This window comes from Coleofasciculaceae cyanobacterium, assembly GCA_036703275.1.
Lineage (GTDB): Bacteria > Cyanobacteriota > Cyanobacteriia > Cyanobacteriales > Xenococcaceae > Waterburya.
In genome coordinates, this window is record DATNPK010000102.1 from 53354 (window position 1) to 67499 (window position 14146).

14 protein-coding genes are annotated in these 14146 nt (G+C 39.1%); 4 read left to right on the top strand and 10 right to left on the bottom strand.

The features are described 5' to 3' along the window. Positions 1-120: 120 nt before the first annotated feature. Together V6C71_22435 and V6C71_22440 are read left to right on the top strand one after the other, a co-directional pair. Entirely contained in the window at positions 121-1062 is a 942-nt protein-coding gene (locus V6C71_22435; GenBank protein ID HEY9771217.1) for a DUF2382 domain-containing protein, read from the top strand. An 84-nt stretch (positions 1063-1146) separates the two neighbouring features. Next, entirely contained in the window at positions 1147-2028 is an 882-nt protein-coding gene (locus tag V6C71_22440) for a DUF2382 domain-containing protein (protein ID HEY9771218.1), read from the top strand. A 103-nt stretch (positions 2029-2131) separates the two neighbouring features. Here the strand turns inward: V6C71_22440 and V6C71_22445 are convergent, their stop codons facing one another. The 5 genes from V6C71_22445 to V6C71_22465 all read right to left on the bottom strand — a co-directional run bounded on the left by V6C71_22445 (position 2132) and on the right by V6C71_22465 (position 7601). Next, entirely contained in the window at positions 2132-3019 is an 888-nt protein-coding gene (locus tag V6C71_22445) for a sigma-70 family RNA polymerase sigma factor (protein HEY9771219.1), read from the bottom strand. A gap of 654 nt (positions 3020-3673) precedes the next feature. Continuing rightward, the gene (locus V6C71_22450) at positions 3674-4483 is read right to left on the bottom strand and encodes a glucose 1-dehydrogenase (GenBank protein HEY9771220.1); all 810 of its coding nucleotides are present in this window, start codon (positions 4481-4483) and stop codon (positions 3674-3676) included. Positions 4484-4726: 243 nt separating this feature from the next. Continuing rightward, on the bottom strand, positions 4727-4951 hold the full coding sequence (locus tag V6C71_22455) for a hypothetical protein (protein HEY9771221.1): 225 nt from the start codon (positions 4949-4951) through the stop codon (positions 4727-4729). A 309-nt stretch (positions 4952-5260) separates the two neighbouring features. Then, a complete protein-coding gene (locus tag V6C71_22460) occupies positions 5261-6430 on the bottom strand; it encodes a hypothetical protein (protein HEY9771222.1) in 1170 nt (389 codons plus the stop codon). Positions 6431-6728: 298 nt separating this feature from the next. Further along, a complete protein-coding gene (locus tag V6C71_22465; GenBank protein HEY9771223.1) occupies positions 6729-7601 on the bottom strand; it encodes a DUF2267 domain-containing protein in 873 nt (290 codons plus the stop codon). A gap of 647 nt (positions 7602-8248) precedes the next feature. Between V6C71_22465 and V6C71_22470 the strand changes: the two genes are divergently transcribed. After that, positions 8249-8521: a DUF1816 domain-containing protein gene (locus V6C71_22470; GenBank protein HEY9771224.1), complete on the top strand. Its 273-nt coding sequence runs from the start codon at positions 8249-8251 to the stop codon at positions 8519-8521. Here the strand turns inward: V6C71_22470 and V6C71_22475 are convergent. Together V6C71_22475 and V6C71_22480 are read right to left on the bottom strand one after the other, a co-directional pair. Further along, positions 8493-9581 carry a hypothetical protein gene (locus V6C71_22475; GenBank protein ID HEY9771225.1) on the bottom strand — a complete coding sequence of 363 codons (1089 nt, stop codon included), beginning with the start codon at positions 9579-9581 and terminating at the stop codon, positions 8493-8495. The two genes, V6C71_22470 and V6C71_22475, sit on opposite strands and share 29 nt — an antisense overlap. 40 nt (positions 9582-9621) lie before the next feature. Beyond that, the gene (locus V6C71_22480) at positions 9622-10185 is read right to left on the bottom strand and encodes an HVA1 family protein (GenBank protein HEY9771226.1); all 564 of its coding nucleotides are present in this window, start codon (positions 10183-10185) and stop codon (positions 9622-9624) included. Between the two features lie 245 nt (positions 10186-10430). Here V6C71_22480 and V6C71_22485 point away from each other — a divergent pair, with 245 nt between their 5' ends. Then, complete coding sequence (locus V6C71_22485; GenBank protein HEY9771227.1) at positions 10431-10973, top strand: hypothetical protein; 543 nt, start codon at positions 10431-10433, stop codon at positions 10971-10973. Between the two features lie 75 nt (positions 10974-11048). Here the strand turns inward: V6C71_22485 and V6C71_22490 are convergent, their stop codons facing one another. Genes V6C71_22490 through V6C71_22500 form a run of 3 tightly spaced genes read right to left on the bottom strand, consistent with a single transcriptional unit; the run spans position 11049 to position 13936 of the window. Continuing rightward, a complete protein-coding gene (locus tag V6C71_22490) occupies positions 11049-12113 on the bottom strand; it encodes a hybrid sensor histidine kinase/response regulator (GenBank protein ID HEY9771228.1) in 1065 nt (354 codons plus the stop codon). Between the two features lie 57 nt (positions 12114-12170). Then, positions 12171-13457 (bottom strand): ATP-binding protein, encoded by a 1287-nt coding sequence (locus tag V6C71_22495; GenBank protein ID HEY9771229.1) that lies wholly within the window; start codon positions 13455-13457, stop codon positions 12171-12173. Positions 13458-13504: 47 nt separating this feature from the next. Then, positions 13505-13936, bottom strand: a complete 432-nt coding sequence (locus V6C71_22500; protein HEY9771230.1) for a response regulator — start codon at positions 13934-13936, stop codon at positions 13505-13507. Positions 13937-14146: the final 210 nt, after the last annotated feature.

Sequence of the window (14146 nt, forward strand, 5' to 3'; positions counted from 1 at the left end):
ATCTTTAGCTGTACTTGTCGTTTTAATCATCTATCTCATTAGTAGGATGAAAAATAATTACATTTTAAATAATCTTAAATAGATATAAATAAATCAAGTACCTTCAGGAGTTATTTACCTATGCCTTTAGCTAAAATCGCCGATCTATATCCTAATTATCAAGAAGATATTTTCGGCGGCGAAGATATCAAGAATTTTTCTGTTTATGACTATTCTAATGACAAGATTGGTTCAGTTCATGACATTATCGTTGATGAGTCGGGACGATTCCGCTATTTGGTACTTGATACAGGTTTCTGGATTTTTGGCAAAAAGGTATTGCTACCCGTCGCTAGAGCCAGCATCGACTATAGCCAACAGCGAGTCTACGCTAGAGACCTAACCAAAGAACAGGCAGAGAATTTGCCTACGTATGATGATGATATGACCATTGACTATGACTACGAAGAACAAGTCAGAAGAGTTTATCGTGGTCGAGACTATGAACCAGACAACAGCGTATATGCTCAAGAGGCTGGCGGTTCTGACAGTGGGGCGTACCAAACTACAGGTGTTTATGAGCGCGATACATATAATTACGATCGCGAACCAAGCCTATATACTCACCAAGAAGTAGATACAAACGATCGCCAAAACCTCAAGCTATACGAAGAACGCTTGATTGCTAATAAACACCGTTTCCGCGCTGGTGCAGTTAGTATCGGTAAAAGAGTAGAGACTGAAACCGCCAGTGTATCTGTTCCTGTAGAAAAAGAAAGAGTGGTTATTGAACGTACTACTCCGACAGAAGGTACTGTTGTTACCCCTGGTACAGATGCTTTTAGAGAAGGCGAAGTTGCCAGAGTAGAAGTCTATGAAGAAACTGCTGATATTGAAAAGCAAGCTTTTGTTCGCGAAGAAGTAAACATACGCAAAGAAGTTGAGCAAGAAACTGTACAAGCTCGCGATACAATCCGTCGTGAAGAATTAGAGATTGAAACTGATGGAGATGCACTTATCAACGGCGAGCGCGACATGAACCGCGATGTCAACCGCGATATCAACCGCGACCGTAACATTTAAGTCAAGAATTAATTAGCTAGAGCATTAATGCAGGTAGGGTATCATACTCTACCTGTACTTATTTAAAATAGAAATCCTGATATTATGACTTTAAGTGACAATAGCGATCGCTCAATGGCTCGAGGAGCAAAGCCCGATCGTTCGTCTTATTCTGCTTCATCCCAAGCTAATTCCGGATATGCGAGCGACTCTAACTCAAACACTCGGTTGTCAGAATTAGATCGAGAATTAATTTCTTATCAAATAATTGATTCCCAGGGAATACCCAGGGCTACAGTAGCCGATCTTTATTATGCCGCTGACAATTCGCTTAATTTGTTAATTAAGCTAGATCGAAGTACCGACCTAGATCGCTTAAGCCTTAAACGATTAGCAAGCAGCGATATCCGCCAAATTGATCGAGCTAACAAATTAATTTTAAGCAGCTTATCCTATCAACAGCTAGAAAATCTACCGCTCTATCAAGCTTTACCGACTCATTTACAAGAAGCAGTAGCCGAATCTTCATCTGATGATTACGAGATGAATCCTACCCATAATCAGAATTTAACACCTAGCTCGCAAATAGAACGAATTACTTTACTAGAAGAAAAATTACAGGTAAAGCGTCGCAAACAAAAAGTTGGCGAAGTTGTCGTTCGCAGGCAAGTAGAAACGCGAATGGTACAACTACCGCTTCGGCGAGAAACATTAATCGTCGAAAGAATTGGCAACAATCCTGAACGGTTGACTGAGGTTGTAATCTCCGAAAATCAGGTTAATGGCTTTAAATATGACGAGTTAAGCGATCGGGCTCAGCTTAATGCTTCTCGCAGTAACTACCTCAATCTGCAAACAGCACAAGAGTTATTAGAAGCGATCGCCCATCTTGACTCTGCCAACAATGCCAAAGTTCGTGTCGAGATTGTTACTGACAGTTCTGAAGCTAGAATACAGCATCAAAATATCTGCGATCGCTATCTGTAAAGAAAACGAAACACGCCTGAAATCTTTATTTAACAGCTAATTTTTACTCTTAGAGATTACTCCATTAGGAAACGACGGAGTAATCTCTGTGTAATTTTATACTCTATCCAGCGAGCGCTGAAAGCTTGATAGCTTTTTTCTTGAGCTGCTTCATCGCTTTATTTTTAATTTGTCGGACTCTTTCTCTACTAATACCGCAAACGTCGCCAATTTGCTCGTAAGTCATAGTCTTGCCATCTTTTAGACCATAGCGCAGGATGATTACGTCTCGCTGCTTGGGAGACAGAGTATCTAACAGATTTTGAATCTTAGTAATAGTTTCTCTTTCAGCCACAAAATCTGAAGGAGAACTCGAATCATCAGGCAAAATTTGCCCTAATTCGGTTTGATTCTCGTCGATAGTTGCATTAAGACTTCTGGGTCTGGTCATTCTTGAGGCTTCAGCCAAAGATCTTAGTTTTTTAACGTCGATATCAAGCTCTTGAGCAACTTCGAGATCGGTTGGTTTGCGACCGAGTTTTTGAGATAGCTGACGATTAACTTTCTTGATCTTATTTAGATCTTGAGTAATATGAATCGGCAAGCGGATTGTCCGAGCATAGTTAGCGATCGCTCTGGTCATCGCCTGTCTAATCCACCAGTAGCTATAGGTAGAAAACTTGTATCCCTTGCTCGGGTCAAATTTTTCCGATGCTCGCATCAAACCAATACTACCTTCTTGAATTAGGTCAAGCAGAGATAGACCCCGGTTTTGGTATTTTTTGGCGATCGAAACAACCAAGCGCAAGTTTGCCTGAGTCATCTTTCTTTTTGCCCTTTGACCTTGACGAACAATTGCCTCTTCTTCTGGGGTCAAGTTTTCCTGCTCTAATAAAGGCAGCATTGCTTGAATTTGATTAGCTAGCTTTACTTCTTCTTCTGACTTTAATAAAGGAGTACGACCTATTTCTTTTAGGTAACTAGTAACGCTGTTGTTGTTGGTGCTTGCCATGATTAGTTTTACTATATTATTTGTTGGTGGGTTTACTTTTTTTGTTGGTTGGTTATAAAGCTTATATTTAGCTTTGGTTTTGACGAGTAACGCTGTTGTTGTTGCTCGCAGGGGATAAAATCTTTAATAATTTCAGCATTGGTCTGTTGAGAAATCTCTACTTGGCAATAATTTTCGTTCGCTTTAAACAAAAACTTTTCTCCTGGTCAAATAACTCGTTCACCATGTCTGTCAAAATGTTTGTCAACCAGACCACTAATTTTGGCGATAACAATTTTCTGAATGTTATTGGTGCAGCAATACAGTTTTTGGCAACTGACATTTCGATCCAAAGGAAAAAATAATTGAGTCATGTTTATAGAAAACCGAACAAGTAAAGCAACAGGATCGGCGAAAAGCAGATCTTAATTAGTTTTTTAGCTTGACTCAATTATTTCAATAAACAGGGTCGCTCGGAATCACTCGCAAGTTAGAAAGCAATGTTGCTAGCCGACCAAGTTTTGCTATTTTTTGGTCTGGATCAATAAGCGCTAACTTTTTTCTAGTATGATCTTTATTTAGCAGGTATCGCAATGCGGGTTTCCTACCTTTCGTTATTTTTCGGTTTTGTGATAGTGGTGCGCATCATAAGACAGCAAGGATTTAATAACTAAATCACTCTCCAGCCGACCAAGGTTTGATAAAATCAGGGTATAAAGTGAGGCCGCCATCGACAAATAACGTTTGACCTGTAATATATGCAGCATCATCCGAGGCTAGGAAAGCAGTTATGGCTGCCATCTCTTCAGATGTTCCAACTCTTCCCATCGGAATGTGGCTTTCTACCTCTTGTTTCTTTTCAGTATTTTTAGTCCAGCTATTAATTGGTGTGGCAGTAGCACCAGGCGCGATCGCATTAACTCTAATATTTTGCGGTGCATATTCTAATGCTAGGGTTTTAGTCATATTTTCCATGCCACCTTTACTAATCGCATAGCTAACGTATTGGGGGCGGGGGATAATTTCATGAACGCTAGAGACGTTAATAATAATGCCACCTTTCCCTTGCTGCAAAAAATGCTTAATCGCTTCTCTGGCACAAAGATAAGCACCCCGAAGGTTAACATTAATTACCCGGTCAAAGTCTGATGTGGCTAACTCATGGGAAGGGGCAGTGGTTTGTATCCCCGCGTTGTTGATTAAAATATCGATGCTGCCAAGCTGACTTGCCACTTCATTACACATGCGAATGATATCTGTTTCTTCTGAAATATCTGCTTCTACAGGTAACTGCTTGCCGCTACATCCTTGAGCTTCGGCACACATTTTCTCAATTAATTTTTTCGTACTATCTAGCTTCTGGATATCCTTGCGGTAGTTGAGAGCAACGTTTCCACCAACTGAAACGAAATAAGCGGCAATCGCTTGTCCAATACCAGAGGTTGCTCCTGTAACTAAAACATTTTTGCCTTGTATACCCTTCATAAATTACTTGTTTCCATTTATGTTGCTCACCAACAAGTATCTAACAGCTAAATCGATCGATGCATCTTTCTAAGGCTGTAAATTAGTAGTTTTTAAACCGATGACTACGTAAAGGTTACAGAAATGTCGAGATGAGTAGGTACTTTAACTAGGATCTACTGAAAATATAAAATTACTTAAAAATTACGAGTCGAAAGCTACAAAAAGTAATATTTCATAGCTCATTACCCGAATCAACAACGCCTAAATTACTTTTGTGCCAGAATTAATCAATAAATTTTTATCGATCGCATTGCGGTAAGATAAGCGGGACTTGATGTTTTCTGGATAAGAAACTTCTTTTTGTAAATACTTCCAGATTGACTCACAGGCTTCATAATTGCCCACAGTCGCTAGTAGTCGATTGTCTTGGTATATACCCCACCTCTGATTTTCCGTCTGTTTAATTTCGTACTTTAAATTTATCATTGTTGCAAAACTTAACTATTTTTATTAATTGTTTAGATATATTAAAAAGATATTTCTTGATAAATAAATCTATCTAAAGACTAACTATAGAGTTGAAATTATGCTTAATAAAAATTTACACTATAAATCTTAAGCATTTGCGAAAGAATGTAAGTTATCAAATTATGACAAAATCTCTAAAATTTAATTAGGGGATAAGCGATCGCCTACCCCCTAATTAATCAATATCAATAAATTAAACCTTCTGCTTGCCTTGAAAGACTAAGGCCGATAAACATCTCCAAAATCAGCAAATTTTAGCTGAAAAATTCAGGCTGTTGCTTTAGTTGGCTGAGCGTAGACAGGATAACGAAATATAGCGATCGCCGATTGATTGTCAGGCATCTGGGATCGTTCCCAAGTATAAACATTACCACCCTGTAAATAAGTCTGGGTAACGGCAAAATCTAGTAAATCCATGCTGTCTTCAGTTGCTTGAGAATGAATTTCTACTTGGTTGGTTTGACGATCAAACTGTCCCCAATGATCTGCATTTTCAACGATAAATAAAGTATCAACCTGTCCGTTAGCAGCACCCGCGACTATTTCTTCTAGCTGAGAACTAGCTTCACCAGTACCAGATAGTTGATGATAGCGATCCATCGCCGATTGTTTAGCTGCCATTAGGTGGGGTTCAATAATCGACCACGCCTGCTGATGTAAATCTTCAGGATCGATGTTTTCAGGATTGCCAATAATTCCTGGTTCTAACAAGCTGCCATAAGAATTTGCTTGATGGTAGATTGGCAGAAGATACTCCACACCAGCCAGAATTAGCGGAGTTTTTTCTGCTTGTAAAACAGATGTCAAACCATTGTCGATCTGATCGAAAAAACGTTTGATTTCGTCTTTATTGTCGGTAGTGCCTGATCCCTGACCATGATATGTATGATTGCCCGAGCCGCCACCGTGATATTGTAGCTGCTGTTCAAGATCGTCATATTTCAAAGCTTCGGCTAAGCTAGCGGGAACGCCTTCGGGTAGCATTATTTCCTTAATGTTGTAATGACTACCAAGAAAAAACCGTACCTCATTTTGTGACAGTGCCAACAAATAAAACTTATTATCGTTAGTAAGCACGGGCAATAAAGGCTTGAGATAAAAGCGATCGCTTACCTCGACAGACTCTTCAAAACTATGAGGAAGACGATAATATTTAACCCCATCTCGACCGATAAAAAATGCTAAGCCGTAGTCTTGGTGTTGCCAAAAATCATAGTTGTCAATATATGCTTTGGCTGATGCCAAGGCATCATTTAGTTTGGAGGTTGATTTATTTAAATGGGCAATTTTTTCTTCAGCTTCTCGAATTGAATTTTTGAAACGAATCGGATTTTGGCGAGTTTCTGCCCCTGCTTTCTCGGCTGGCATATAGATAGAAACGCAGGTAGAATTTTCTTGAGCTAAAGTTTGAAAATCCGAGCGTGATAATTCAGTCATACAAAAGATATATTTTTTTATTATTAGTAACGTCTATTCATATGGCAACAAAATACCATCGCGATCGCATCCTTCTCTAGATAGTCAAACAGAAATAAGCCCAAAAAATAAGGACGCTAATCTAACGTCCAATAAATTATTCTGATTAACTTTTTATCAATAAGTCGATCGAGGTTAAATTTTAAATGCCAAATAATTTAGGCTGATGAGCACATATCTTTAATTTTTCTTGGTAAGAATTGAGCAATTTCACTAACTTACTTTCTTTGACGATAATTCTTCTTTAACCAAGACTAAATTACGCTTGTTGCCAAAGTTCCTTGACCCTTCCTTCTGGCATCCAACTACCAATCTCTTTAATTCGTTCTTCTGACAGTTCTTCTTTAGTTGCCGAAAATACAGCATCAACTACTTGCTCAACATTAGCTTGTTGTGGCATCCCACCTTCATTCTTTACTCGGAAAAGAAAACGGTCTGAATCTATTTTAAAGATGCCAGGACCTTGCCATGGTGGACGTACTCGACTGAGAAGGCCAACAATCGGATTGGTATCTTTCCACAGATCGGCTATTTCTTGCTGTAAAGCTTTTGTGTCGGTCGGTTCAGCAGGCTCGTGCAGTTCTTCGGCAACTCGATCGGCTGCTTCTGTTGTCATTAAATCACGCATGACGCGGAACACCATTTCTGTTATGTCTCTAGCATCGAATATATCTTCTAATTCTCCTTTGAGCATAACCTTTTCTAAAAATGGCGTATGTTCAGTAGCAATAGGAGTAGTAGGACCTTTTTTGATGGCATCTGGGGGATCTTTTTCCATGTTTGCTAACATTTTTTCCCCTTTTTCAGTTAATTTAGCTTTTTTAAACTTAATTAAGTGAGGCAAAGGACCATCGGGTGCGCCAAAGGTATTAGCAATGCGAAAGTCAACTTCCTCTTCATCAATTAAATCGGGTACGTCTTCTTGATTGGCGTAGGCATTTCCTGAAAAGTCGGCCTCAATATATTGTTTCTGATTAAGATAGTCAAGATGCCCCAGAAAGTCCGAGATGCTTAGATTGCGACCGGTAAAGTCTGTAGCCTCGAAATTCACGGAGTGTTTGCCGTTGCCATCTCCCTGCTTGATTTTTCTGAGTAAGATGTACATAATGTCATCTTTTAAGCCTATAGGCATATATTTATTCTCTTTACTTTTCTTATAAAAAGAATTATATAGAAATCATTTAACTCTCACATCTACTATTGGGATAAGATTAGGTTCTATCTGTAGCTAGATATATTTTTGTCATGAACGATCCGTGGTCGCTTATTGAATAATCAATCAACAAAAAAAGCAGTTACAATTAAACGACAGTGCTGTATTGCCGTTTTTTCTTGGTCAGCTTATTGACAACTATGTTGTTATCTATAACTTATGAATTCCTGCCCAAGAAGGATGATCTCATGCCATCTGTTGCGTAGGATTGTGATAATTTAACTTGAAGCTGAGGGGGCTAATCTCTGTTTGAGATCATACGGCACAAATTATCTGCCGACCTTAGGATATACTTAGCATCAGCTTCAAACCTCAAGCTTGAAAGAAAAGATTGCAGCAGGCTTAGTTCGAGCGGATTTTTTTATTTTCTAGCTGGCGATTTGTAGCTAAAAGACAACTACTCTTTTGCTTCAATCTCAAAATCTAGCTTTTTTTCACTAAGCAGTCAGATTCATGTCCCACTTCAACAAGCCTGCTAAATGTGCGCGAGATATCCATCCATTTTCAAACTTAAAATATAAGTTTGATTATTGCTCAATTTGAATAAAATTTAGGTCAAAGTAATTATGTTAGTCGAAATTGCCGATCGCCTTAAGACAGTTGCTAGTTCGATTATCGGGAAAAACAACAGTCTCCCATATTGGATTGAAGTAACCACCATGCAGCCACACTGTATTTATTATTTTGGTCCTTTTGATAATTATCGTGAAGCCAAAAGATCGCAAGGTGGCTATATTGAAGATCTAATCGAGGAAAAAGCCAACGGGATCAGCGTCAAAATTCAACGCTGTTTGCCAACCAATCTAACCATTACGGAAGAGGAGTTTCTTGCTGGATAATTTCTAAGACCATCTGTTCTTCGGGATTTAACTCGTCAGGGGCTGATTCCGACGCTGTCTCAGACATCAATGAAAACAGCAATCCATCGTAATAAGCCTCAATAACGGCAGGATGAATGTAATATTTACGACAGGTTGCTGGACGATTTCCTAGTTGTCTAGCGACATTTTTGATTGCCTGAGTCACGTTTTGTTGGGCTTGTTTTTCCGAAGCGAATTTACCCAAATTATCTAACTCGATCGCCGCTAATAAAGTACCATACCAAGTACGAAAATCTTTAGCGGTAAAATCTTGTTTGGTTATTTGCTGTAAGTACTCGTTCACGTCTCCCGAATCAACAAAATGTCGCTCGCCAGCTTCATCGTAGTATTTAAAAATTTCATAGCCAGGAATCTCTTGACACTGTTTAATCACTCTAGCTAATTTGCGATCCCTTAGCTCTATTTCGTGTTCTACGCCACTTTTGCCGCGAAACTCAAATTTGATCTTATCTCCTTTAGTTTCAACATGGCGATCGCGCAGAGTAGTTAAGCCATAAGAGCGATTTTTCTGGGCATATTGACTATTACCTACCCTGATTAAAGTATTTTCTAGTAGCTGCACCACCGTTGCCAAAACCTTTTCTCTAGATAAATCATGCTGACGCAAATGCCGTTTTGTAGTTGAGCGAATTAACGGCAGGTGTGCGCCAAACAGCAGCATTCGATTAAACTTATGCTGGGATCGAACTTTACGCCACTCAGGATGATAAAAATACTGTTTGCGTTTTTTAGTATCTTTTCCCGTCGCCTGAAGATGCCCATTAGATAAATGGCAAAGCCATACATCCGTTAACGCAGGAGGTATAGACAAAGATTTTAAACGTTTCAACTCTGTTTCGTCGGTAATGCGATCGCCCTTAGCATTTAGATATTTAAAGCCACGACCAGCTTTTTGACGCTTAATTGTTAAACCATCTGCCCTAACATACTGTAAGCCTGCCATTTTGGCCGACTTCTCAGGCTCTAAATCTAAAGCTTTAAGGACTTGGCGATCGACTATTTCTTCTACTGCAAACATCGCTTAATAATCACTGATTTGTACAAGGCACAGCTTTGCCCTAACTAACTTCTGACTTCATCGGATCGTTGCCCCAATTCATCAACGAATATCGCCAACGAGTCTCTTTAATATCTCCAGAGGGCTTTTGCGCGAGGTGACGATGAACATAGCCGACAACTTTCTTCATGTGTTTAAAGTCTTTTTTCTTATAGTCTGACTCCTCTTTTTGCAGAATTTTAATAATTTTTTTACCAGATTCACGTCCTTTAATCTTGCCTTGTCGATCTTTTTGCCCCACGGAATGACTTTCTTCTGTCTTGAGCCACTGCTTTATTTCCGAGGCTTTCATGTTCACCGCTTCGCAAAAATCAGCCAAAACTTTTTGTTGCTCTGGCTTAAGCTTAGCTTCATTAGCTAGGGGAGATAAAGACTTGGCTGTATAGGTAGAAACATTGCCTGTATTGTCGTTTTTGACTAAATAACGAGGTTTACTTTTCGTAGCGGTAATATATTTTCCTTCAACTGTAGTCGGTTCAGTTATCTTCTGAGTAACTTTTCCTGTGGTTTCTCCTCTGCCAACTTTCCACTTAACGCGATCGCCTCGCTTCAACTTAGTTGCCATAAATTCAATATATCTGTAACTTGTTTGTAACTTAATTTATTGAAATTAATTTGATTATTTAATTATTGTTAGTTTGTTGATACAAATGCCTCCCCTTTAAGATTGATCTTGAATAATTCTTAAGATTTAAAATAGTTGCTATTTTGCCCCTTTGGCTGTTTTAACTTGATTTTACATCCGTAGTAGGATGTATTTTAAATTTAATTTTGGCAAGATAGAGGGAAAATTTCCCACAATTTTTATTTATGGTTAATAAAGCGCAAAAACGTGCCGTTGGCACATTTCCCACTCGTCAAGATGCCGAAATTGCACTCATCGAATTAAGAGATTCTGGCTTTAATATGGAGCAAATATCAGCGATCGCCCAAAATCCGCCAGACGAAAAACAATTAGCCGATGTAGAGGTAAAGTCTAGTTCCGAAAGAGCTAAAGATGGAGCAGAAACAGGAGCAATTATGGGGGCTACCACAGGAGGAATGTTGGGCTTGATTGGTAGTCTTAGTGTGTTGGCTATTCCAGGGGTTGGTTTAGCCACCGAGGTGGCAATATTATTGGGCAATGCTCTTTTGGGCAGTGGTTTTGGGGCTGCTGGAGGAAGCCTAGTCGGAGCTTTGATTGGCTGGGGGATTCCCGAAGAACAGGCTAAATACTATGAAGAGCTTCTCTCCCAAGGAGATTACGTGGTTTTGGTTGAAGGAACAGAAGCAGAAATAAAAGGAGCAGAAGCAATCTTGCTTAATCGTAAAATTCGTAACTGGAATACTTACGATACTCAGTGGCAACCGTAAGGTTTAATTACATTAAGATTTATCAGCTTCTAGCTTTTTGAACAACGAGTCTAAACGTTATTATTTATTCCTACCCTAAACCGACTTGGATAAGAGCAAGGTGAAAGTCGATCCCTTGCCCACTTCCGATTCAACCGTAAGTTTTCCCTGGTGAGCATAAATTATTTGTTGGCAAAGGTATAGCCCTAAGCCTTTGCCCGCCCGCCGATGATTTCCTTGATGATATCTTTGGAACACGGTTTGTTGTTCTTGGGGCGAGATGCCGATTCCTGTGTCTTCGATTTGGACTATTACCTCAAACTCATTTTGCGTCAGCGATACTTTTACTTTTCCTTTGTCGGTAAACTTGATCGCATTGCCAATTATATTAGTTAACACCCGCCGTAATTCTAGGCGATCGCCATTTACAGGTACAACTTTTGACAAATTTGCTTCTAACCGAATTTCTTTTTCGGCTGTTAAGGGTTTAAGTTCGGTAACTACGTCGGTAATTAGCTGCTCAAGATCTACAGGAATAAAGCTGAGAATTTTTTGCCCCAACTCATAATGATGGGTTTCTAGCAGCTTATTGAGCATTTCTAGTAGGTTCTGATTGCTGCTAATAATATTAACAATCGCCTCTTGCTGTTCTCCTGTTACATTTCCAAAGGCTTCTTGCTTGATTAGATCTAACATCCGATTAGCGGCTACTAAAGGAGTACGCAGATCGTGAGTCAGGCAAGAAACAAAACTTTCCCGCTGATCGATAGTTTCTTTGAGACGCAGCATCGATCGCACTCTTGCCTGTAATTCATCAATTTGAAAAGGCTTGCGGACAAATTCATCTGCTCCCGCATCAAGCCCCTCTACTAGGCTAGATTCTTCCCTAGCAGTGACTAACAGGATCGGAATGAAGGGAATATTTTTGTCTTGGCGAATTCGTCTGGTTACTTCGTATCCATCCATGCCAGGCATCATCACATCAAGTAAAATCAGGCTAGGAGGAAATAGTTTGATTTGCTTTAGTGCAGTTTCTCCATTATGAGCTAAAACCACATGATGACCTTCTTGTTCCAAAGCTAGTTGAACCAACAAAAGATTGTCGGGAATGTCGTCAACTGCCAAAATATAATGATCTTTAATAGTTTTCGTATCAGACATTTCTAATTAGAAACAAAAATATATACCAGCTACCTTAGATAACTACTATCTATATATTTAAACATCATACCTACGAGGGATTTCTATAATAAAAGTAGAACCCGCTCCTAATTCGCTTTCCAGGGAAATTTTGCCTCCCATCATTTTGACTAGAGATTGAGTAATAGCCAAACCCAAACCCGTTCCTGAATGCTGTCTGGTAAAACTTTGATCTGCTTGACGAAAAGCCTCAAATACTTTGTCTCGATCTTCTGGAGCAATGCCCACGCCTGTATCGCTAACGGCGAGCGCAATTTCTTTTTCGTTTAGTGACCATACTTTAATAAGTATCGAGCCAGATTCAGTAAACTTAATCGCATTAGATAATAAATTAGTCACAATTCGCTTGACAAAGTTTAAATCTTGAAATACGCAAGGATCTTCTAGTTCGATTTGCGCTGACAAGGATAATTGTTTCTGCATCGCTAAAGAATTCAGTTCGTTCATGGTCAAATCTACTAAATGAGCCATATTGAACCTTTGCGGATTTGGTTTGAGTTTCCCTGCCTCAATTTTAGAGAAGTCCAACATTTCGTTAATCATCTCTAGCAAACTTTTACTATTATTAAAAATTCGCTCGATTAAACCTTGTTGTTGATTAGAGAGGGGATCGGGATACTGACGCAGTAGTAACTGAGAAAAGCCCATAATAGCGTTCATTGGAGTTCGCAGTTCATGGGACATAGTGGCTAAAAATTCTGACTTTAGCTTATACGTTTTTTGAAGCTGAATATTTTGTAATTTGATTTGCTGCTGTTGTTCTTCTAGCTCTTGGTTTTTTGAGATTAATAATTCGTTGCTGGCACGAAGACGCTGGTTGGCTAACTCTACTGCCTGTTCTGCCTGATGAAGGCGAATTGCTCTGTCAATCGACTTGGCTAAGTTGTTCGGTTCAATGTTTGATTTTGCGATGTAATCTGCTGCTCCCGCCTTCATTATTTCAACGGCAATTTTTTCATCTCCTTGCCCCGTTAAAACAATCAAGGGCAAATCCAAGTTTAAAGCTTTAATATCGGCAATCAACTCTAAGCCATCAATATCTGGCAAACGATAATCTAACAGGATTACGTCAAGATGATTTGTGTAGTGTTGTGCTGTATTAGTAGAGGCTAAACTGCTGCGCTCGAGGCTAAATAAATTACCTAAATTAGCAGACCAATTTCTTAATAGGGTAAGGGCTTGAGTACCGTTTTCTACCTCAGTTAGCTCGATGGCGACGCTGGCTTTTCTTAAAGCACGTCTGACAGTCAGGCGATCGACTTCATCATCATCAACTAATAATATTGAGAATTGCTCTACGCTCATTGTAAATTGCCATTTATATTGCTTAATCTCCGATCATTTGGTTAGTACTAAGGCATCTCGCACAAAGTCCAATACTTATTTAAAGCAACCATTACCTCAGCAAAATTACCAAAGGTTACGGGCTTAAGGATATAACCAGCAACGTTTAAATTATAAGCTTCAATTCTATCTCGATCTTCATCTGAGGTAGTCATAACTATTACTGGGGTTCGTTTGAGAACATCATTTTCTCTTATTTCATAAAGGAACTCTAAGCCATTCATTTTAGGCATATTAAGATCTAACAATATTAACCTTCTGGTTTCGGGGACTTGAGGAGGCTTGCCATTGCGCGAGCGCAGCATTTCTAAAGCTTCCACACCATTTCCCGCCACATATAAAGGGTTAGTAATTTTATGTTTTTTAAATGCTCTTTTGACGTTGATTACGTCAACTTCGTCATCCTCTACCAACAAAATATTGATTATTCTTTCGTCCATATTTTTGAATTTATGTCTTAGACATTACTTAAATTCTCTTTACATTAGAAAATGTTGCACAACAGAATACCATCATAGGCTTTTTAGGCTATTCAGCCCTCAGCTAAAGGTTGTATGTTTTAAAAAAGTAAGCTATAGAAAATAACTTTTACTAAAATAGAGGTAAATAGCAGTTATCACCGCATTTATTAGTTATATATGCTCAAGTTT